The following is a 21,631-nucleotide window of genomic DNA, read 5'->3' as shown; positions in this document are numbered from 1 at the left end:
TCTTTTAGCCCCGCATGTACGGTATGCGCGACAATAGGTCGGTGCCTTGCTGGTTCCAAAAATGCAGCAGGTCGATGAAAATCCAGTTCTCGGTCAGTTTATTACCCGAGCGGCGATACATGTCGATCACACGCATGTCGCTAAGCTTGTCAGTCGCGGGCATGCCCATGAACCCACCAGATGGCCTAAGGGTCAGGTTCGGCCAGCCGAAAAACCCACCAAACTCACCTTCTGCGATACGAGCGATGTGACCATTGAAGGTCCGGTCCGCCAGCCCATCGCGAAAGGGGCCGGAGTGTTGTTTGATGTACCGTTCGATCGTATAGGCCGCCCCAATTCCGGTCGGACCCCACCAGATCATATCATCATTCCAGCTGCGCGGCAGTTCCTCTTCCAAACCCAGCTCTTCACGACCTTTCCAGTCGCGGATATCGTTTATCATGAACTCGATGGCCGCAAGCGTTTTACGCCCTTCTTCCGGGTCCTGTTCGTCGAACATGACACCTGTATGGGTCATCGGTCCGGGCTGCACCAATTGGGCACCGGTTTGCGTGGGAAATAGGTTCAATCCAGCCTGCGCCATCAGGTGTGGGATATCAAAGAACATCGCCGTGTCGGTGATCTTGTCCCCTTCTACAAGGTGGAATTCTGCATAACGCAGCATGGCAATCTTGTTTGTATGAGGGATGTTCAGCCACGGTGCATCGAACAAACCCATCAGATGGCCCATCGAGGCAACCCAAACACCGCCGGCCTCAAGATGGTTTTCTCCGGCCATGAAGATATCCAATCGGCGCTGCATCCGGCGCAGTGCATGTTGCAAAGGTTGCCAGAACTGTTCCGCAACCTCGACCGGGTTGTGAATTTCGTGGAACGGGTGGTAACCGCGCCAAATGGCGTCCGGGGCAAAGTATTTCTTGGCGGCTGCGACCGGATCTTCGTTGAGTGCCTCAAAATAGTCCCGCACTAGGTTTTTTGCAGATTGTAAGTCCGACATGTTTCTTCTCATGAGCTGAATTTGCTCCGCCGGTTGCGCCCGCCGGAGTGGGAATTAGGTCAGATCCTGACGCGCCTTTGCAATCTGCATCATCAGGTCCAGTTCGTTAAACAGCTGCCATTCCTGTTCAACTTGCCCACCTCTGACACGCCACTGGGTGATGCCCCAAATCTGGCAATTTGCCCCGGTCGCCGAGCGATACATGTCCGTGTCACCCTCGTGGGTTCCCTCCGCACTCCACCGGGTTGAAATCAACCACCCTTCATCGTCATCGCCCATCCAGTAAACCTCATCCACCTGAAGCGAGAGGTCGGGAAAGGCGTGGCGTAAGCTATCGACGTAGGTTTTATAGGCCGCGTGGCCGGAAAACTTGCGCTCGGTCGTCCCCTCAAAGGTCAGATCTGGGGCATAGTCGGCATCCACCATGCTCATATCACCATTCCAGATGTTATCGTGCAGGCGCCGCGCAAATGCATCGGGGTCAAACCCTTCAACCGGCTCAGCCACATACAACGCGCGCGCGGGTGCTGCGGACCGCCGCAGGTCATCCCACGTCTGTTGATTGCGCGGCCACCCCGGAGGCGGATCGGCTGCCAGCCTGTCCGCCTCTTCCCACAGGTCGATCCCGAACTGTTGCAACATGGCCGACGTGTTATAAAGCACGTGCTCAAGAAAAATATCGTTTTCAAGGGCCACACAATTAGCGATGACCATTACGTCGACCTTTTTACCAGTGGCCGGACCATAGCGGCTGCTTCCGGTATTGGTCCCCATGATCCGTGTCAGGTGCGAGGTGTGAAACCCAACTTCGTCGTCGCCAGCCCAAATGATCTCTTCAGCATCCAGAACAATGTCGGGAAAAGCCCCGGTGGTATGATGCGTATCGGCGATGATCTTCTTGTTGCCGGTCTGCAATCCATAGTCGTCGTAGATCAGCGAGGTCGGCGCATAGCAGGCGCTGATGTATTCGACCTGCGGAGGATCGGATTCCCAGATACGATGCGTGATCCGAACGATATAGTCGACGATATTGGCGTATTCGGACTCAAAACCCTGAAGATCTTGCGTCGGTCCAAAATCCGTTGGAATCCGCACAGTTCGGTTTTTTGAATACTCTTTGAATGAGACATCGTAACCCGTAGGCATATGCCGACGCGCAAGTGGCCGCGCCGTCCCGTAATTCCGTGACATTTTTCCTCCTGCTCAGAGCGTCATGGTTAGTAGTATTTCTGGTTATCCTTTTACGGCGCCAGCCGTCAGACCGCTGACAATCTGCCGCTGGAAGAACAGAACGAGGAAGAACAGCGGAATCAATGCGCTGACGGCCGCGCCGACTGCAAACATGACGTCGCCCGTTTCGCGTATTGTGCCTAGGAAGCTGGCAATTTTAGGGACCATCGTTTGGTTTTCTGAGCTAAGCAGGACGGCACCAATGGCAAAGTCGTTGTAAGCTAGCAGAAAGCTGAACAGCCCAGTGGTGATCACGCCTGGCCACATAACGGGGATAATGACGTACCTAAACGCCTGAAAGCGTGTACAGCCATCGACCATAGCACTTTCGTCCATATCCTTTGGGATATTCAGAAAAAATGAGTGTAGCATCCACAAGGTGAATGGCTGATTGATTGCCACCAGAACGATGATCGTAGTCGACAATTTGCCCCACACGTTCCACTCAAAAAAAGGCAATAAGTAGCCAGAGACCAATGTGATGTGTGGCATAGCCCGAAATACCAACGCCAGCATCAGCAACCAGAACGCATAGCGAAAGCCTGATCGCGCCAACGCATAACCGCCAAGCGTGCCGAGAGTTAGAGAGATTATCACCGTAAAGAAAACTACAATCGCAGTGTTGAGCGAGTTGCGCCAGAAATCCTGCTCAACCCACGCTCCAAAATAGCCAGCGCCGGTGAATGCGCTACCTGTTTCAGCTTGCGTCATTACGCCGTAGATTGCGTTCGTCCAGTCCGTTTTTGAGAAAAAGTCAGGCTGAACTTTAAACGAACCCCAAACTGTCCAGAGGAACGGGCCTGCGGCAATGAGTATCCATAGGACAACGAAACTGGTGGTAAACCAGATGAGTCCTTTTGAACGTCGCTCGGCAACAGATGATGACATGATCAGGCCCTCTTCTGATTAAAGTCGCGCCATGTGCGGATCAGAACCGGTGTAAGCAAAACAGCTACACCCAAAATCGTCAGAATCGACGTAGCGCCGGCGGAGCCGAATAGTTGGACATCGCCACCGCGCAAATCATTGTAAATAATCCAAGACAATGACGTTGCCTTGGCCGAGGCCTGAAAGGCAACAATGGGTTCGAGCACCCTGAAATTGTCCATCAACTGCATCAGCGTGATGAACACCACCAGCGGCATCATATAGGGCACCACCACAAAACGGATTGCCTGCCATCGGGAAGCACCATCAATTTTAGCGGCCTCGAGCGTTTCTTTTGGTACGGTCTGAAGACCAGCATAAAAAACGATGAAGCTGAAAGGAGTCGAACTCCAGATCCCGTAAACGATCAGCATGATCCATGTCAGAGGCGTCGACGCCTTCATGGACAGATTGGGATCATTGAAAATCCTTTGCAACGTCGCGCCGATGATGCCGTCGGCATCGACCATCCAGAACAGGATCAGCGCGCCTATCAGCGGTGTCACGATCATCGGCAGCAGCGACACGAAGATCGTTGGTCCCTTGATGGCCCGCGGCAGAGTGTTCACCGCCAAAGCGACACCAAGCCCCAAAAAAATAACAAACGGCGTGACTACCGCCGTGTAGGTGAGCGTAAAGAATAGGGCCTTGTAGAACGGCAGGTTGATCAACTCTGACATGAATTCGCCGAATGTTTCGGTCTCGTTCCATGCAACGCCCACTTGTTCGAACGCAAGATGCTTGCGGTTCGTATAGGTTCCCAGGCCGTTGAAACGCCCCAGAGGGGCCTCTTCCCGCAGAGCTGCCGTCGCCTCGTTGTCAACCTGCAAGACCGTTTCGCATTTGAAAGGTCCGCAGTTTTCAACCTCGGTCATGATTTGCTCGTGTTCCACGAACAGCGATTGCACGGCAACTGACACAATGGGTAAGGCAATGAAAAAAAACATTGCGGCCAAGGACGGGAGGATAAACCAGAAGAAAGTGCGGTGTTTCATAGCCCAAATCCTACGTCAGCTTATCGTTCTGGGTGGAATGCTCCGAGGCGGCGTGCACGCGGCCTCGGAGTCGACTCTTATAGGTAACCGGCTTCTTTGGCCGCAGCGGTATAGGCGGCTTCGATGTCTGCCAGTGTCTTTTCAGCGCTTTCATTGCCTTGCAGGAAGTCGGGCAGTTCTTCAAATACTGCCTGATGCAACAACCCCATGTAGGGCAGCATCGGGTAGGGCTCTGCACCTGCCGACGCCGTCGCCGCAACACCAGCTGCCGCTGGTCCCGGTACGTAAGATTCCATCAGCCAGACCGCAGCATCATTGTTTGCTGTGACCATCTTTTCCGACGTACCGTGCATCATTGCCAGAAAAGTCGCCTCGGCATCCTCATCCGAGATATTTTTTGCGATGGTGAAACCATCCCACCACAGCGAAGAGGCCGGCGTGGAACCGCCAGCAACCGTCGGGGCACCAACAAGCACTGTGTTTTCGGCAACACCCTCTTCCGCGCCTTCACCGCTCAGCAGTTCACCACCGCTTGAGCCCCAAAGCTGCGCGATTGCGATGTCACCCGATTTCCAGATCGGCACCACCGTCGCGGTGTTGTACGTCAGGAAGTCCGGGTTCGACAGCGCAACAAGTTCCTTCAACATGTTCAGCGTCGCGATACCCTGTTCATTGTTAATCGCAGGTTCAGCCGTTCCCGGCTTGAAGAACTCTCCACCGTGACCAAGATACATGTTCACGAATTCTTCACCCAGATTCCAGTCAGACATGCTGAGGAATGCGAACGGATGATCCATGATGCCCGCGTCCTTGATCGCCTGGGCGGTTTCTACGACCTCTTCCCAGCTTGCAGGGGCCGGTTTGCCGACCTGATCGAGAACATCCTGACGGAGAAACAGATGCTGGGCGTTGGCCATGAAGGCAATCGCCATGATCTTCCCATCAATGGTAATGAGTTGATTTTTGGGAATGTCCTGACCGTGCTTGGCGACCAGATCGTCAAGCGGACGCAAAAGACCTTCGTTTAGCAGAGGAACAATCGAAGAATTCGCGACAATGACCGAGGTGTATTCCGCCGGATTCGGCGTCAGTGCCTGAACTGTGATATTGCGGAAGTCCTTGTTGTGGTTGGCCGAAATCGTTGCACCACCACTTGCACATTCAGCGGCAGTTCCGGTGATGGCTTTGAGCGCCGGGAAGTCGTTTGCCAGAACATTTACGTTCCCGCTGCTGATTTCACATTCGGCATAAGCTGCGGTCGCCATAAGCGCCGCCACGGCTCCGGCCGCAAAACTTTTCATTAAAGTCATATTGAGAACCCTCCGGTTGGACCCTGTTGTGCAGGCCGCCGCCTGCTTCGTTTATGATTCGTGTTTAGTATTATTTTGCATTCGCATTCATCATTATGCCAATAATTATCCATAAGACAAGATATTCCTCATATTGGCAGGTTTCTAATTATTTTCAGCTAATTACCGTAAATATCGCAGCTTCAGAGCTCCGTTTCACAGATTTTTTCAAAGTACTACTTGCCAAATTTTGCATTCACTGACACATTTTATGGGCACGCATGCAAGAGGTGGAAGCGGAATGGCGGAAATTCAGCTGAACAACATTTCCAAGCGTTGGGGATCGTTTGTCGGAGTTCAGAATTTTGACCTGACAATCGCCGACAAGGAGTTCCTTGTTTTACTCGGCCCATCGGGCTGCGGGAAAACAACCACCATGCGCATGATCGCGGGCCTGGAAGACGTAACAGAAGGTGAGATCATCATTGACGGCCAGGTGGTCAACGATCTGGATCCAAAAGATCGGGATGTGGCGATGGTGTTCCAAAGCTATGCGCTCTACCCCAATCTGAATGTCTATGAGAATATTCGGTTCCCCCTGAAAGTTCGCAAAGCTGACCCCTCAACCCACGACGCGCGGGTAACGCGTGCAGCCGAAATGGTTGAGTTGACGGAGTTTATGCACCGCCGTCCAGCTGAGCTTTCAGGTGGTCAACGGCAACGCGTGGCACTGGCCCGCGCCATTGTTCGCGAACCCAACGTATTCCTGATGGACGAACCGCTTTCAAACCTTGATGCCAAACTGCGGGTTTCCACACGCCATCAGATCAAAAACCTCAGCCACGAGCTGCAAGTCACAACGATCTACGTGACCCACGACCAAATAGAAGCCATGACCTTGGCCGACCGTGTGGTTGTCATGAGCAAGGGCGTGGTACAGCAAGTCGGCACCCCGACCGAAATCTATGACCGGCCTGCCAATACGTTCGTTGCAAGTTTTATCGGCAGCCCGGCGATGAATCTGCTTGAAGGGCAGATTTCCAGCGGAACTTTCACGGGCGAAAATGTAACGATAAGCGGGCTATCCAGCACGCATGAGGGCAAGGTCACACTTGGCTTCCGCGCGGAAGATGCCGCGCTGGACGCCAACGGAACGTCGGCGGCACCGCTCTACTCTCTCGAATTGCTGGGGGATGCTACCATTGCGACATTGAAAATCGGCGGCACTATTGCGTCGATACGTGCGGCCAAAGACTACCGCGCTGAAATCGGCGATCAGACCGCTGTGAGCATTGCCCCAGACATCTGTCATCTTTTTGATGCCACAAGCGGTGAGCGGATGGATTAACGCGCCACGGGTCAAATCGCACCCTGATTATCAGGTGTTGGTAGAAACAATGCTGGTCGCAAATGTCAAAGCCATAACATCGATTTGGTTGAGACACACAAATACACGACGGAGGACTCCACGTGAAAGGTTCCCGCCCCGAACAAGCCGTGCTGAGCCGCGACACGGACATGGGCAAAACAGACGAAACCCGGGCAGTCATCGAAGGCATGGTTGATGGCCTTAACGATCACCGGATCGACGATATCGGAGATTTCTTCACCCAAGGGTTCCGATGGATGGGCAATTTTGGGTGCGGCACCAAAACCGGCCTGCAAGAGTTTCAGGACAATTGGCAACGGCCATTCCAAGCCGCATTCTCAGACAAGGTTTGCGTCGACGAAGCGCGCCTCTACATGGGCGAGTGGGCGGCGGCCTTTGGACGTCAGGAGGCCACGCATTCTGGCGAGTTTATGGGGATCGCCCCAACCGGCAGACGGGTCGAAATCCGCTACATGGATTTTTGGAAAGTTGTTGATGGCAAGATCGTCGACAACTGGGTCATGGTCGATTTCCCGCATGTGCTGTTACAGCTCGGCCATGACGTGTTCAACGGCCACGGTTGGGAAGCCTTTGATCGCGGCGAGGCTAAGCCGCCCATGCCGCAGGAGGTCGCGTGATGGGCGCGGTTCTCGATCTGGTGCAGGACATGGAGCGGGCATTGGGACGATCTGAGCCCGACTTGTTGCCCTGGTTCCACGCGGATTTCATATGGGACGGCAATGAAGGCTGTGGCCGCAAGTCCAGCCTGCGGGATTTCGAAGAAAATTGGCGGCGTCCCTTCCACGCCGCCTTTGGCGACTGCCGCTTCGACACAACGCTCTGGCTTGAAGATGGCGAGTGGGCCGCCTGTATAGGCACCTGCCATGCGACCCATACGGGTGACTTCATGGGCATCGCCGCCACCCACCGCCCCCTGCGCGTGCCCTATATCGACTTCTGGCAGATCCGCGACGGGCGGATTGCCTATAATAAGGTGAATGTGGATCTGGCCTCCGTCGCGGCCCAGCTCGGCTGGGACGTCTTCGAAGGCCAGGGCTGGGACCGGCTGGACCCGCCCACGCCCCGCTTGTGGCGCGGCAAGCAGGGCCGGGGTGCCACGGCAGAACCGCTCAAGGTGGTGCAGGACATGGAGGCTGCGTTACAGCGTTCCGACGTGGATGTATCCGAGTTTTTCCACGAAGATTTTGTCTGGGACGCCAACTATGGCTGCGGTCTGAAACACGGGTTGAGGGAGTTTGAAAGTGGTTGGTACCAGCCCTTCCGCGACCACTTTGGCAACCGCGATTTCGTCAGCCCGCATTTCATGCAAACCGGCGATTGGGCCGCCTGTTTCGGCGCGTGCAACGCTACACTTGAACGCGATTTCATGGGGATCAAGGCCACCGGCCAAAAGATACGTGTGCCATACATCGATTTCTGGCGGATCGAAGGCGCCAAGATCGCGGAAAACATCGTGCGGGTCGATTTTGCCAGCATCGTCGAGCAGCTGGGCGGAGACGTTTTTCGCGGCAAAGGATGGGGGCGCGAGATGCCCGTTGATTTCAGCGCACAACCTGCGGCCTAGGAGGCAGACATGACGATCCAATATCTGAAATCCGGTAAGCCAGCAGAAGCCCGCGCCGAGGATGATGCAAAGGTGCGTAGGGTTGTCGAAGACACCTTGGCGGATATCGAAGCGCGGGGCGACGCCGCTGTGCGCGACCTGAGCGCAAAGTTTGATGGCTACAGCCCTGCGGCGTTTCGTCTAAGCGCGTCTGAAATCGAAGCGGCGATGCAAAAGGTGTCGGCGCGCGACATGGAAGACATTCGCTTTGCACAGACGCAGATACGACGTTTTGCAGAAGCACAGCGCGCCTCGATGACGGATATCGAGGTCGAGACACTTCCCGGTGTTGTTCTGGGCCACAAGAATATACCTGTGCAATCCGTCGGCTGCTACGTCCCCGGTGGCAAATTTCCGATGGTGGCCTCGGCTCATATGTCCGTTCTGACGGCACAAGTCGCAGGCGTGCCGCGTATCGTTGCCTCGGCACCGCCGGTCGATGGTGCCCCACATCCTGCAATTGTCGCGGCAATGCACATGGGCGGAGCACACGAGATCTACGTTCTGGGTGGCATACAAGCGGTTGGCGCAATGGCTATCGGTACGGAATCTATTGATCCTGTGCATATGATTGTTGGACCCGGAAACGCCTTCGTCGCCGAAGCCAAACGGCAGCTTTTTGGTCGTGTCGGGATCGACCTGTTCGCCGGTCCAACCGAAACGATGGTAATCGCCGACGACACCGTAGATGCCGAGATGTGCGCCACGGATTTATTGGGACAAGCCGAACACGGTTACAACTCACCAGCATGCCTGATCACGAATTCCCCCAAGTTGGCCGAAGACACACTTTCGGAAATTGACAGGTTGCTGAAAGTCTTACCAACGCACGAAACCGCGTCCGCCTCGTGGGAGGACTATGGAGACGTGATCCTGTGCGAAACGCATGACGAGATGCTCGAAGTTGCTAATGACATGGCGTACGAGCATGTACAGATCATGACCGACCGGGATGACTGGTATCAGGAGAACATGCACTCCTACGGGGCCTTGTTCCTTGGCGCGCGCACCAACGTGGCCAATGGCGACAAGGTTATCGGAACCAATCATACCCTTCCTACCAAAAAGGCCGGGCGTTATACCGGCGGTCTCTGGGTTGGCAAGTTTCTGAAAACACACAGCTATCAAAAGGTCACAACGGATGAGGCAGCGACTTTGATTGGCGAATATGGATCGCGCCTTTGCATGTTGGAAGGCTTTGTTGGCCATGCTGAACAATGCAATATCCGCGTCCGACGCTATGGCGGACGCAATGTTCCTTACGGTGAACCTGCCCTGCCCGTCGAAGCTGCCGAGTAGCCCCAAATGCCCGAACTCCACGACGCCAACCGCGAATTGCTGACCCCATTGCGCCGCGCGCTTTATGACTGGGACGATGCTGCGGTTCGGCGTGCATTGGAGACGTCTTTCTCGCCAGATGCTGTGTTCCATTGCTGCCATCCGTTTGGTGATCAGAACGGCCCGCAATCATTCTTTGAAAACGTGCTGAGCCCGCTGCGCAAGGCTTGGCCGGATGTCGAGCGACGCGACTGGCTTGTTATGTCGGGTGAAGACGAGCATGGCAGCAATTGGGTTGGTTGCGGCGGGCACTATGTTGGCACCTTCGCTGTGCCTTTTTGGGATATACCGCCATCAGGCCACTTCGCGCATATGCGGTTTCATGAGTACTACCGCGTCGCTGACGGCAAGATCGTTGAGATGCAGATGATCTGGGATTTGCCGGAAGTGATGATGCAGGTTGGGGCCTGGCCAATGGCGCCGTCGCTGGGGGCCGAGATATTCATCCCCGGCCCGGCATCAAGCGACGGGCTCTCTCGCCCTGTTCGAGCCGATACTGAGAGCAACGCCAGCCGCAACCTGATCGTCGATATGTTGAACCACATGAAGCGGCACCCATCGCAAGGTGGGCCTGATGTGATGGAGATGTCGCGCTTTTGGCACGAAGACATGAACTGGTATGGCCCCGCCGGTATTGGCACCAGCCGGGGCATTCGGGGGTTCAGAAACTGGCACCAGATTCCTTTTCTGTCGGGCATGCCAGATCGTGGGCAATACCTGGACGAAATCACCTATCACTTCTTCGGAGATGGCCCCTATGTCGGTGTCACCGGATGGCCTGATATGGTTCAGACCGTCACCCATGATGGGTGGATGGGCATTGCACCATCGGGCACAAAAATAACCATGCGCAGCCTGGACTTCTGGCGCATCTCGGGTGGGCGTATCCGGGAAAACTGGGTTCTGGTCGATCTGTTGGATGCATACAGGCAGTTAGGGGTGGACGTCTTTCGACGATTGCGCGAGTTCAATAAGGCCCGTGTTCCGGGACGCGTACCGTTCCCTGTTGGAGAAGCCTGATGAACTTGCCCCCTGCCCCGTCCTTCCGTCTTGATGGCAAACGTGCCTTGGTTGCCGGGGCGTCCTCGGGGATAGGTCTCGCCTGCGCTACCGCCTTGGCCAGTCATGGCGCCGAGGTGACTGTGGCCGCCAGATCCGAAGGCAAACTGGCCGAAGTCGTGGAAGCGTTCGCCGACAAAGGGTGGAAAAGTCACACTCTGGCATTGGACGTTGCGGATGTTGCTACAACCGAAGCTGCCCTAGACGCAGCTGGCCCGTTTGACATTCTGATCAATTCCGCCGGCCTCGCCCGCCACACCCCGGCAGTCGAGACGTCCGAGGCTGATTTCGACACTGTCAGTGACCTGAATTTCAAAGGTGCCTATTTCCTGACCCGCGCTGTGGCCCGCGGCCTTATCGCTGCAGGCAAGCCGGGCAGTCTGATCAACATTACCAGCCAGATGGGGCAAGTCGGGGGCATCGACCGGGCGGTTTACTGCGGAACCAAACACGCGGTTGAAGGCTTCACCAAAGCCATGGCGATCGAATGGGGCCCGCTTGGCATACGTGTCAACACCATCGCCCCAACCTTCATCCGCACGCCTTTGGGTGAGCAAACACTGGCCATACCCGAACGGCGGGCCTGGATTGAAGACAAGATAAAGCTCGGGCGCGTTGGCGAACTTAGCGATTTAACGGGCGCTGCTGTCTATTTGGCATCGGATGCGGCAAGCCTTGTGACCGGCACGGCATTGCTGGTGGATGGCGGATGGACGGCAGGCTGATGGTGGATAAGGTCACATCATCTGACGTCGCGCGCCGGGCCGGTGTCAGCCAGTCGGCGGTCAGCCGCGTCTTCACCCCGGGCGCATCGGCGTCAGCAACAACCCGTAACAAAGTCATGAAGGCAGCCGAGGATTTGGGGTATCGCCCAAACACTCTGGCGCGCGCGATGATCACGGGTAAAAGCCGGGTGATCGGTGTGGTCGTCGCCTATCTGGAAAACCAATTCTACCCAATGGCACTAGAGTATCTGGACCGCGCTCTGAAGGAACGCGGCTATCACATCCTGCTGTTTATGGCCAAGAACGACGATAGCGTCGGCCAGATCGTCGAAGAGCTGATGTCCTATCAGGTTGACGGAATCATCACCGCCTCGGTCGACATGTCGAACGACATTGCCAAACGCTGCGACGACGCTGGTATCCCTGTGATCATGTTCAACCGAGGGCAGGAAACCGGAGATCTGGCGCAGGTGACCTCGGACAATGTCGAAGGCGCGCGTGCTGTCGCTCATTTTTTGGCCTCTGCCGGGCATAAGAAGATAGCGCATATTTCGGGCTGGCAGGACTCCTCAACCGGCCTGGAGCGTATGCGTGGGTTCGTAGAAGGGTTGAAAGAACACGATCTTGCGCCCTTCACTGTCGAGGACGGTAAGTACAATCAGCAAGAGGCGTCGGCGATTGCCCGAAAGCTTTGTAGTGTTGCGAACCGGCCAGACGCAATTTTTGTCGGCAACGATCATATGGCTTTTGCTGTTATGGACACGTTGAGGTTTGAACTGGGGCTGTCGGTTCCCAATGACGTCAGCATTGTCGGCTATGATGATGTCCCGATTGCGGCGTGGCCCGCTTACGACCTGACAACCATTCGCCAACCCATCAACAAGATGGTCACGGCAACGGTTGATGTCTTACTTGCCAGAATTGAACGGGGCGCGGCCTCGGAACGCATTCAGATACCCGGACCTCTCAAAATCAGGGGTTCGGCCAGAAAGCCAAAAGGTTTCACCCCATGACATACGCAATAAAGTGGAAAGACTTTCCGGACTACATCATCGGCATCACCAAAGAGATCTGGGAAGATCGCGGGACCGAGACATTGAACCGCTATTACGCACCCGAAATTCCAGTGCGAACACCCATGGGTCTTAGCCGAGGCAATCAGGGCGTTATCGCGGCCACGATGGCCACATGCCACGAGTTTCCGGACAGGCAGTTGATGGCCGAAGATGTGATCTGGTCCAATTCGGAACAGCACGGGTATCTGTCGTCGCACCGTTTGCTGACAACCGCCACGCATTTGCAAGACGGCCAGTTCGGCAAAGCCAGCGGTCGCAAATGGACCGTTCGCGTGATCGCTGATTGTGCCGCAAAGGGCGACACCATCTATGATGAATGGCTTGTTCGGGACTATGGTGGCCTGGTGCGCCAGCTAGGGTTCGAGCCGAAAGACTATACCCGCGACCTGATCGCCGCCGAAGGCGGGCCGGAAAGGGCAGCACGACCTTTCACACCAGACATCGATGTGGACGGCGGGTACCATGGAACCGGCAATGATAATGCCTGGGGCGCAAAATATGCAGACACATTGACCCGGATTATGAATAAGGATTTCAATCACATCCTCGCGGACTACGATCGGGCAGTGATCGGTGAATATGCCGGGTCCAAACAGGCGATTGGCCGCGAGGCTGCCAGCCGGTTCTGGGTCGGCCTCCGCTCGTCATTCCCCGACGCGACCTTTAAAATCCATCACCAGATTGGCATGGAGGGCGGAATGATGCCCCCTCGGGCGGCGATCCGCTGGTCCTTGGACGGGGTACATGATGGATGGGGCGCATTTGGTCGACCAACCAGTGCCAACGTTCACATCATGGGCATGTCACATGCCGAATTTGGGCCATGGGGGCTGCGCCGGGAATTCAGCCTGTATGACGAAGTTGCCATCTGGAAACAAATCCTTCTGCAAACCGGAGACGTCTGAGTGTCCTTTAAGGTTGCATATCTGGATGCCAGCCAGGCCGCGCGACGCTTTCACGCGCATCGTGCCAGTTTGCGGGCGCGGCGGCTGAATAATCGTCCTCCGGGGCGCGGGGTGTGATCCCAACACCCCCAATTCCAAGGAGATTTGACATGAGCACCATTCAACAACGCATCGTCCGCTATGGCGAGTTGAAACCCTGCAAGACAGCGTTCATTGACGCCCACACCCCGGGGTCGGACCAAAAAGAGAACTTTACCATCATCGGAGGCGGCGTCTCCGAAAGCCCCGATCAACATGTCCACATCACGGACAAGATCGGTTTCAATATCGGTGCGGCCGGTCAACCACCGAACTGCCGGAATTCACTGCACAGTCACACCACGGCCGAGGTGTTCTTCGTCGCCAAAGGTCGCTGGCGGTTCTTCTGGGGCCTGCATGGCACAGCGGGTGAATTCATTGCCGAAGAAGGCGATATTTTCAACATTCCAACTGGCATCTTTCGCGGCTTCGAAAACGTCGGCCAAGACTATGGGATGATCATGGCAATCCTGGGCGGTGACGATGCCGGTGGTGGTGTCACATGGGCACCTCAGGTGATCGAAGACGCGCAAGCGCACGGGCTGATGCTGGGCGACAATGGCGTTCTATATGACTCGAAAAAGGGCGAAGAACTGCCGCACAACGTTCACCCGATGCCGTTGTTGACCGAGGAGCAGTTGAAGGCGTTCCCGGAGGTTCCTGTAGAAGAGGTTGTGGGCAAATACGTCGCCCGCTACTGGGACCTGATGGCATTGTCTGCCAACAAGCGCGCCGTTGTGATTGGCGAAAATGGGGTGATCAAAGACAAGCCGGGGTTCGAGGTCGATTTCCTTGGGCGCGGGTCCAGCATCACCGCGCCGGTCAAGGCCGACAAACCGGTTGTTCTGATGCCCGCCAGCGGGCACTGGCGCATCGCCGTCGACGGGTATGAGACGACGATATCAAGCGGAGATACCGCACTGGTGCTGCCGGGAGAAAGCTACAGCGCCGCGCCATCAATGACCGGCCATGCCGGAATGTACCGCATCACCGCAACCAATGATCCGGCTGGAGCAACTTGGACAGGATGAGCGCCGATCCCCAAGACACCTACGCCGTCTATGAGCGACAGGCCGCTGCATATGATGCAACACGCTCGCGCGCGTTGTTTGAAGCGCGTTGGTTGACGCGCTTCACTGCAAGCCTGAAGCCGGGCGATCATGTTCTGGATTTGGGCTGTGGCACCGGCGAGCCGATTGCACGTTGGTTCAAGGCCGAAGGGTTCACCGTCACCGGCGTCGACTTTTCCGAAGCCATGCTGACGATTGCACGAAAACGTTGGCCAGAAGGCGACTGGGTTCAGGCGGATATGCGCGATTTCCAACTGGGTCAGCTGTTCGACGGCATCATCGCCTGGAACAGTTTTTTCCATCTGACTGCAGATGAACAACAAGACTGTATCGCCCGCATGTCGCGTCATCTGCGCGTTGGCGGCATGTTGATGCTGACCGTCGGTCCCGGTGCGGGTGAGACACACGGCACGGTTGGTACCGAACTGGTGTATCACGCGTCGCTTTCGCCTGCGGGCTATGCCTCTTGTCTCGAAGAAAACGGGCTGCGCATGACGGGGTTCCTGGCCATGGACCCTGAAACGGAACGCCACACCGTATTAATGGCCCGCAAGATTTAAGGAGATTTCCATGCCAGTAAAAACAACACATGTCGGGTCGCTGCCACGCACACAAGAGGTGGTGGATTTCATCTTTGCCCGTGAACGTGAAGAACCCTATGACATGGCGGCGTTTGATGCCTGCATGACATCAGCAGTATCCGACACAGTCAAGCAGCAAAAGTCGGCCGGGATCGACATCGTGTCGGATGGCGAGACCTCCAAGATCAGCTATGCCACTTATGTCAAAGATCGCTACACCGGGTTTTCGGGCGATAGCCCCAGAAACGCACCAGCTGACCTAAAGCTGTTCCCCAGCTTCCTGCAGCGATTGGCGGATCAGGGTGGCACCCCGCAATACGCCAGGCCCATGTGCACCGGCGAGGTCCGCTCGAAAGGGCAGGATGAGCTGAACAAGGACATTGCGAACCTGAAAGCAGCAATGGCCAAGCACGGCGTGTCGCGCGGATTTATGAATGCGGCAAGCCCCGGCGTGATTTCCCTGTTCCTGCAGAATGACTTTTACAAAACGCGCGAAGCCTACCTGACAGCGCTGGCCGACGCGATGAAAGAGGAATACGAGACGATCGTCGCCGCAGGGTTGGACGTGCAACTGGACTGCCCAGATCTTGCTTTGTCGCGCCATATGCTCTTCACCGACTTGTCAGATGACGAATTCGTCAAGGTTGCGCAGACACATGTGGATGCCTTGAACCACGCCCTCGAAAACGTGCCGGCTGATCGTGTTCGGATCCACATCTGCTGGGGCAACTACGAGGGCCCGCACCTGTGCGACATCCCGATGTCCAAAATGTTTGATACGCTGATGGCCACGAAGTCACGCTATGTGCTGTTCGAAACGTCCAACCCCCGCCACGGCCATGAATGGACGGTTTTCCGCGATCGCAAAGATGACATCCCGGATGACAAGGTTTTGGTGCCCGGCGTCGTGGATACGACCACGAATTTCGTGGAACACCCCGAGCTTGTAGCTCAGCGTATCCAACGCTTTACTAACATCGTCGGCACCGAGCGGGTTATTGCTGGCAGCGATTGCGGGTTTGGGACCTTCGCAGGCTTTGGCGCGGTCGATCCGTCAATTGCCTATGCCAAGCTTGCGGCTCTCTCGGAAGGAGCCGCATCCGTTTCGGGGGCGTGAATGACACCTCTGGTCTTGTTGCCGGGCATGATGTGTGATGGCCGGCTGTTCACACCGCAGATCGAGGTATTTTCTACCGAGCGCACCGTTCTAGTTCCGGCATTGTCAGGTGACACAACAATGGCCGGGATCGCAGCACGCGTGTTAGAGCAAGCGCCCGTGCGTTTTGCGCTGTGTGGACTTTCTATGGGGGGCATCGTTGCGATGGAAATCGTGCGCCAGGCTCGGGAAAAGGTTGCCGGATTGGCTTTGCTTGACACAAACCCATTGGCCGAAATCAAAGAGGTTCAGGACCGTCGCGCCCCCCAAATCCAGCGCGCGCGCGCGGGCCAGTTGGACAGCGTGATGCGGGATGAAATGAAACCAAACTACCTGAGCCATGGCGACAATCGGGCCGAAATCCTGGACCTGTGCATGGACATGGCATTGGAGCTGGGACCTCAAGTGTTTTGCGAGCAGTCAATCGCGCTGCGGGATCGCCCGGATCAGACCGAAACTCTGCGCCAGTTCGACAAGCCCGCGTTGGTGCTGTGCGGCCGCGAAGATATGCTTTGCCCGATAGCGCGGCATGAATTGATGCACGATCTTCTGCCCCGGTCCAAACTTGTGATCATTGATGGCGCAGGACATTTGCCGACATTGGAAAACCCCGCTGAGACCACGCAGGCCCTGCGCTGCTGGCTAAAGGATGTTGATGATGAACGATGATCTGTTGACGCTTCTGAGAAAGGTTGACACGCCCACCGTATGCAATGCAATCGAAGTGGCACAAGGTGGACGTGGCTTTGACCGGTTCACAAAAGGCACTGTGCTGTGCAGCGACCTCGACGCCGGCGCGCTTGTCGGCTATGCCCGAACCGCCCGCATCGCCGCCGTAAACCCACCAACGGAACCGGCGGATGTCATCAAAGCCCGCCGCATGGATTATTATCGCCACATGGCAGAAGGACCACGCCCCGGTGTTGCGGTGGTCGAAGACTTGGACGGCGAAAACGCCGTTGGTGCCTTCTGGGGTGAGATCAATACGACCGTGCACAAGGGCTTTGGCCTGTCCGGCGCACTGACAAACGGCGTCATGCGCGATCTTGGGGATTTACCTCCGAACTTTCCGGTCATCGCTGGTTCAATAGGCCCCAGCCACGGCTTTGTTCACGTTCGAGAAATTGGAACGCCTGTTCGTGTCTTTGGCATGGTCGTCAAAGACGGAGATTTGATTCATGCCGACCGCCATGGTGCGTTGATCATCCCTAACGCCGACATTCCCAATTTGGCCGCGGCCATTCACACACTACTAGCAAATGAAAAGCTTGTTCTCGATCCAGCCCGGGTCGAAGGTTTTGACTTTGACGCCTTTGAAAAGGCCTGGACAGAATTCGAAGCGGCTCGCACATAGCCTCCCGCCTCACTACCCTTGAAAGCCAGCCATAACAAAAGGCAAACGTGACCTTTGTTTGATCCACAATTTACCTTGGTATCGGGGCACAGGCCCGGCTGGTCCAGTCATAGGCCTCTGGGGACAGTCGTGATCCGACATATTCCAAGACATTCGCATGATAACTGTTGATCCAGTCGATCTCAGCGCGGGTCAAATGCTCGATCAGCAACATGTCTGTTTGAATTGGAATCCAGGTCATGTTTGAGAACTCAAAAAACCCATCATCCGCCTCGATGATTTCAAACAGGTTTTCGATACGAATACCAAACCTGTCGGCGTCGTAATATCCGGGCTCGATCGATAGGATCATGCCGGGAACCAAATCCACCGGGTTATAGGGTTTTCCAATACGCTGTGGATGTTCGTGAACCGACAGCCGGTGCCCAATGCCATGCCCAGTTCCATGGTCGTAGTCCAAACCCAAATCCCACAGCGGACGCCTACAAATCGCGTCAATGTGGTGACCTTGCGTGCCAAGCGGGAACCGGAGTGTCGCCAGCGCATGAAACGCTTTGAACACTGCGGTGTAAGCCTGATCAAACCCCTCGGGCCTGGTAATACCGAACGAGAAGCTGCGCGTCGCATCCGTAGTGCCGGTATCGTATTGACCACCTGAATCCAACAAGTAGGTCCCATCCGGCAGGATGGGCACTGCGTTTCCCGGCTCGGTGGCATAGTGGCACATTGCGGCGTTCCCGCCTGCAGCCGAGATCGTGTTGAAGCTTTCGCCCAAGAACCCGGGCCTTGCGCGACGAAACGACAGGATTTTCTCTTCGGCTTCATGCTCGGTCACCCATCCCTGCACGCTTGCGCGCGCGGGAACCTCGGTGGCCAACCAGGTGCAAAACTCGATCCAGGCCACGCCATCTTCGACATGGCAGGCGCGCAGACCTTCACATTCGATCGAATTCTTCTGCGCCTTTGCCGCAGTCAGCGGGCTTCCGGCTGGAACAGGATTGGCCCCTTCCTTTTCCAATACCATCCGCAGGGCTGTCGGAGAGAAATCAGGATCAAATAGAACACCCCACCCCGGTTCCACGTAGTCGGCCAGCGAGTGCAGAAAAGTTTCGGGCGGGTGAACGGTCACATCTTCTGGCAGGTGGTCCGTGACATCGGCATTCAGCTTTTGGTCCGACACAAACCAATGGGCCCTGCCAGATCGTTCGACCAAGAGGAAAGACTGAGGAACCGGATTGAACGCCACATCAGACCCGCGAACATTCAATAGCCATGCAATATTGTCTGGCTGAGTTTCGGCAAAAACCTCGACGTCGTGTCTCTGCATTTCGGCGACCAGATCCGCGATCTTGTCCACCGTAGTTTTGCCAGAAAACTGTAATGGGAACGGTTCGATCAACCCCTGAGGCGACTTGGGTTGATCGAGCCAGACAGCGTCAACCGGATTTTCCTGTACGGCCACCAGTTGAGCGTCTGTGCGCGTCAAAGCGTCAGCAAATCGATCATACCAAACCGGCGGCAGATGCATCGCGTCAAAGCCGATTTTCCATCCCTGTTGCGCCGCGGAAACCAGCCAGTTCTCGGGCGGTTCATCGTATAAATGATGGTGCGAGAACATCGGATCGGCACATTGGTTGCCGGCTTGAACCACGTAGCGGCCATCAACAAACAAATCGACCGTTTGTGGCGTAACAATAGCCATGCCCGCCGATCCGGTAAAACCGGTCACATGAGCCAACCGTTCATCATGGGGCGCAACATACTCGGCCTGATGTGCATCGTATCTGGGCAAGATGAACGCATCCAAACCGCGTTGCAACATTTCCTGGCGCAACGCCGAAATGACGGGTTTACGATCCGGGTCGCGGGCATCAAGCATAAGCGTTTATCTCTTTGACATGGTGGCAGGCGACCTCGCCTCCGCCTTCGAAGGGTTGCAAAGCGGGCACGTCCTTCCGGCAAACATCGTTCGCATGGCGACAACGGATATGGAAAGGGCAACCCTTTGGCATGTTCAGAGGCGAGGGAAGTTCACCCTCCAGCCGGGTCACAGTGCCTCGGTTGTCGGGGTTCAACGATGGGGCCGCAGACAAAAGCGCCTGACTATACGGATGGGACGGGGCAGAAAACAACGTTTCACTGTCGCCGATTTCAACGATCCGGCCAAGATAAATTACTGCAACCCGGTTCGACACATGGCGAACCAAACGCAAATCATGGGCGACAAACAAGATTGTCAGACCCAGTTCCTGCTGCAACTCAAGCAACAGATTGACGACCTGAGCCTGCACCGAAACGTCAAGTGCCGAAACCAGCTCATCGGCAATCAGAACCTCGGGTTCGACGGCCAGCGCGCGCGCGATGGCGATGCGCTGGCGTTGGCCGCCCGAAAACTCATGCGGCAGCTTGCCCTGCGCGTCCTGCGGCAGGCGCACAAGATCCAACAGTGCAGCCACACGTGCGGAGACGTCGGCTTCCGGGCGCATATTATGCACTTTCAAAGCCTCGGTCAGTATCTGACCAGTCGTCATCCGAGGATTGAGTGACGAATATGGATCCTGAAACATCATCTGGACACGGCGATAATAGCTACGATCGTCGCGAGACGCCTTGCCAAAGATGTCCTGACCTTCAAATTCAATCGACCCTTCGCTTGGGGTATGCAGGCGCACGATACACCGCGCGAGCGTGGATTTACCGCAACCTGATTCACCAACGACACCCAATGTCTCGCCACGCTTCAGATCCAGATCGACACCGTTCAAAGCTTTAACCTCACGCCCCGGGCGGCCCGTTACAAAATCGACAAGGCTTCGACCGGTCGGAAACCTTAGGTGCAGATCGCGAATTTGCATCACAGCAGTCATGCAACGTTTCCTTTGGCGTTGGTAACTGGATTGAAACACGCAACCTGACGTCTGTCCGTGATCAGGGTCAGCGCCGGTCGGTCTTGCAAACACGGCTCGATACACGAGCTGCAGCGCGGTGCAAAAGCACAGCCCGTCGGTAAGGCATCCAAGCTGGGTGGCACGCCTGGCACAGAATAAAGCGGTGTGCGTGGTGGCAGGTTTTCTGGCACGGAACGCATCAGACCGACGGTGTAGGGATGGCCCGGCGCGCGCAGAACGTCGCGCACCGGACCCTGCTCGACGATCCGCCCTGCGTACATAACAGCAAGGTTGTCGCAAGTTTGGGCCACAACCCCAAGATCATGCGTCACCAGAACCACACCCATATCCATGTCCTGCGCAAGCCGCAGGATCAGATCAAGAATCTGCGCCTGAATGGTGACATCCAAGGCGGTGGTGGGTTCATCCGCCAGCAAAAGCTTAGGGTTCGCCGCCAAAGCAATGGCAATCATCACACGCTGACGCATCCCACCCGAGAACTGATGCGGATAGTCTTTCAGTCGCTGCGCGGCCGACGGTATGCCGACCAAATCCAGCATCTCGACCGCCCTGTCGTGTCGCGCCTTACGCTGCAGATCGGTATTGGCGAGCAGGCTCTCTTCCAGCTGAAGTCCAACGGTCAAAAGCGGGTTGAGCGAGGTCATTGGCTCTTGAAAGATCATTGCGATCTCGCGCCCCTGAATGTGGCGCAGCACGCGATCCGGCATAGCCACAAGATCACTCCCTTTCCACCGGACCTGTCCCGTCACGTCTCCGTAACGCCGTGCAAGCCCAATGATTGAACGCAGGGTAACACTTTTGCCGGATCCACTTTCGCCAACCAGTCCCAGAACTTCACCACGTGCGACACTAAGACTGACATCCCGCACAGCCGGAAGAGCGCGGCCATTTCTATGAAACGTCGTGTTGAGTTCATTAACTTCAAGGATTGGCTTTTGATCTTCCATGC

Annotated in this window: 22 protein-coding genes; 13 read left to right on the top strand and 9 right to left on the bottom strand. The window is 56.1% G+C overall.

The features are described 5' to 3' along the window. Positions 1 to 4: 4 nt before the first annotated feature. The 5 genes from Q1B13_RS22940 to Q1B13_RS22920 form a co-directional block, all read right to left on the bottom strand. Complete coding sequence (locus tag Q1B13_RS22940) at positions 5 to 997, bottom strand: nuclear transport factor 2 family protein (protein WP_299084582.1); 993 nt, start codon at positions 995 to 997, stop codon at positions 5 to 7. 54 nt (positions 998 to 1,051) lie between these two features. Then, positions 1,052 to 2,188, bottom strand: coding sequence for an ester cyclase (locus Q1B13_RS22935; RefSeq protein ID WP_299084585.1), 1,137 nt, complete (start codon positions 2,186 to 2,188; stop codon positions 1,052 to 1,054). Positions 2,189 to 2,230: 42 nt separating this feature from the next. Next, positions 2,231 to 3,115 (bottom strand): carbohydrate ABC transporter permease, encoded by an 885-nt coding sequence (locus Q1B13_RS22930; RefSeq protein WP_299084588.1) that lies wholly within the window; start codon positions 3,113 to 3,115, stop codon positions 2,231 to 2,233. A gap of 2 nt (positions 3,116 to 3,117) precedes the next feature. Next, positions 3,118 to 4,149 (bottom strand): carbohydrate ABC transporter permease, encoded by a 1,032-nt coding sequence (locus tag Q1B13_RS22925; protein ID WP_299084591.1) that lies wholly within the window; start codon positions 4,147 to 4,149, stop codon positions 3,118 to 3,120. A gap of 77 nt (positions 4,150 to 4,226) precedes the next feature. Beyond that, a complete protein-coding gene (locus Q1B13_RS22920; RefSeq protein ID WP_298937512.1) occupies positions 4,227 to 5,459 on the bottom strand; it encodes an extracellular solute-binding protein in 1,233 nt (410 codons plus the stop codon). 280 nt (positions 5,460 to 5,739) lie between these two features. On the opposite strand from Q1B13_RS22920, the gene Q1B13_RS22915 reads away from it, so the two are divergent. The 8 genes from Q1B13_RS22915 to Q1B13_RS22880 all read left to right on the top strand — a co-directional run bounded on the left by Q1B13_RS22915 (position 5,740) and on the right by Q1B13_RS22880 (position 13,534). Further along, positions 5,740 to 6,786 (top strand): ABC transporter ATP-binding protein, encoded by a 1,047-nt coding sequence (locus Q1B13_RS22915; RefSeq protein WP_299084594.1) that lies wholly within the window; start codon positions 5,740 to 5,742, stop codon positions 6,784 to 6,786. Positions 6,787 to 6,908: 122 nt separating this feature from the next. Continuing rightward, complete coding sequence (locus Q1B13_RS22910; RefSeq protein ID WP_299084596.1) at positions 6,909 to 7,445, top strand: ester cyclase; 537 nt, start codon at positions 6,909 to 6,911, stop codon at positions 7,443 to 7,445. Next, complete coding sequence (locus tag Q1B13_RS22905) at positions 7,445 to 8,392, top strand: ester cyclase (protein ID WP_299084599.1); 948 nt, start codon at positions 7,445 to 7,447, stop codon at positions 8,390 to 8,392. The genes Q1B13_RS22910 and Q1B13_RS22905 overlap by 1 nt, the downstream gene beginning before the upstream one ends. Before the next feature lie 9 nt (positions 8,393 to 8,401). Beyond that, positions 8,402 to 9,730 (top strand): histidinol dehydrogenase, encoded by a 1,329-nt coding sequence (gene hisD / locus Q1B13_RS22900; protein WP_299084602.1) that lies wholly within the window; start codon positions 8,402 to 8,404, stop codon positions 9,728 to 9,730. A gap of 6 nt (positions 9,731 to 9,736) precedes the next feature. Continuing rightward, the gene (locus Q1B13_RS22895; protein WP_299084604.1) at positions 9,737 to 10,789 is read left to right on the top strand and encodes an ester cyclase; all 1,053 of its coding nucleotides are present in this window, start codon (positions 9,737 to 9,739) and stop codon (positions 10,787 to 10,789) included. Then, positions 10,789 to 11,553: an SDR family oxidoreductase gene (locus Q1B13_RS22890; RefSeq protein WP_299084607.1), complete on the top strand. Its 765-nt coding sequence runs from the start codon at positions 10,789 to 10,791 to the stop codon at positions 11,551 to 11,553. The genes Q1B13_RS22895 and Q1B13_RS22890 overlap by 1 nt, the downstream gene beginning before the upstream one ends. After that, positions 11,538 to 12,566, top strand: coding sequence for a LacI family DNA-binding transcriptional regulator (locus Q1B13_RS22885; protein WP_299084610.1), 1,029 nt, complete (start codon positions 11,538 to 11,540; stop codon positions 12,564 to 12,566). The genes Q1B13_RS22890 and Q1B13_RS22885 overlap by 16 nt, the downstream gene beginning before the upstream one ends. Further along, positions 12,563 to 13,534 carry an ester cyclase gene (locus tag Q1B13_RS22880; RefSeq protein ID WP_299084613.1) on the top strand — a complete coding sequence of 324 codons (972 nt, stop codon included), beginning with the start codon at positions 12,563 to 12,565 and terminating at the stop codon, positions 13,532 to 13,534. The genes Q1B13_RS22885 and Q1B13_RS22880 overlap by 4 nt, the downstream gene beginning before the upstream one ends. Positions 13,535 to 13,541: 7 nt before the next feature. Here the strand turns inward: Q1B13_RS22880 and Q1B13_RS22875 are convergent, their stop codons facing one another. Continuing rightward, positions 13,542 to 13,685, bottom strand: a complete 144-nt coding sequence (locus tag Q1B13_RS22875) for a hypothetical protein (protein ID WP_299800528.1) — start codon at positions 13,683 to 13,685, stop codon at positions 13,542 to 13,544. Here Q1B13_RS22875 and Q1B13_RS22870 point away from each other — a divergent pair. The 5 genes from Q1B13_RS22870 to Q1B13_RS22850 are packed head-to-tail and all read left to right on the top strand — an operon-like array spanning position 13,684 to position 17,773. Beyond that, on the top strand, positions 13,684 to 14,643 hold the full coding sequence (locus tag Q1B13_RS22870; protein WP_299084616.1) for a cupin: 960 nt from the start codon (positions 13,684 to 13,686) through the stop codon (positions 14,641 to 14,643). The genes Q1B13_RS22875 and Q1B13_RS22870 overlap by 2 nt on opposite strands. Beyond that, complete coding sequence (locus tag Q1B13_RS22865; RefSeq protein WP_298937501.1) at positions 14,640 to 15,242, top strand: trans-aconitate 2-methyltransferase; 603 nt, start codon at positions 14,640 to 14,642, stop codon at positions 15,240 to 15,242. The genes Q1B13_RS22870 and Q1B13_RS22865 overlap by 4 nt, the downstream gene beginning before the upstream one ends. Before the next feature lie 10 nt (positions 15,243 to 15,252). Next, a complete protein-coding gene (locus tag Q1B13_RS22860) occupies positions 15,253 to 16,380 on the top strand; it encodes a cobalamin-independent methionine synthase II family protein (RefSeq protein ID WP_299084619.1) in 1,128 nt (375 codons plus the stop codon). Next, complete coding sequence (locus Q1B13_RS22855) at positions 16,381 to 17,088, top strand: alpha/beta hydrolase (RefSeq protein ID WP_299084622.1); 708 nt, start codon at positions 16,381 to 16,383, stop codon at positions 17,086 to 17,088. Next, positions 17,078 to 17,773 carry an RraA family protein gene (locus Q1B13_RS22850; protein WP_299084625.1) on the top strand — a complete coding sequence of 232 codons (696 nt, stop codon included), beginning with the start codon at positions 17,078 to 17,080 and terminating at the stop codon, positions 17,771 to 17,773. The genes Q1B13_RS22855 and Q1B13_RS22850 overlap by 11 nt, the downstream gene beginning before the upstream one ends. A 70-nt stretch (positions 17,774 to 17,843) precedes the next feature. On the opposite strand, the gene Q1B13_RS22845 is transcribed toward Q1B13_RS22850, so the two are convergent. From Q1B13_RS22845 to Q1B13_RS22835, 3 genes are read right to left on the bottom strand one after another with little or no spacing between them, the layout of a single operon-like run. Continuing rightward, a complete protein-coding gene (locus Q1B13_RS22845; protein WP_299084627.1) occupies positions 17,844 to 19,652 on the bottom strand; it encodes an aminopeptidase P family protein in 1,809 nt (602 codons plus the stop codon). Further along, on the bottom strand, positions 19,645 to 20,640 hold the full coding sequence (locus Q1B13_RS22840) for an ABC transporter ATP-binding protein (protein WP_299084629.1): 996 nt from the start codon (positions 20,638 to 20,640) through the stop codon (positions 19,645 to 19,647). Before Q1B13_RS22840 ends, Q1B13_RS22845 begins: the two co-directional genes overlap by 8 nt. After that, on the bottom strand, positions 20,637 to 21,629 hold the full coding sequence (locus Q1B13_RS22835) for an ABC transporter ATP-binding protein (protein ID WP_299084631.1): 993 nt from the start codon (positions 21,627 to 21,629) through the stop codon (positions 20,637 to 20,639). Before Q1B13_RS22835 ends, Q1B13_RS22840 begins: the two co-directional genes overlap by 4 nt. Positions 21,630 to 21,631: the final 2 nt, after the last annotated feature.

The sequence above is a fragment of the uncultured Ruegeria sp. genome (assembly GCF_947489545.1).
Classification (GTDB): domain Bacteria; phylum Pseudomonadota; class Alphaproteobacteria; order Rhodobacterales; family Rhodobacteraceae; genus Ruegeria.
The sequence above is the reverse complement of the archived record's forward strand: the minus strand, read 5'-3'. Positions and strand labels throughout refer to the sequence as shown.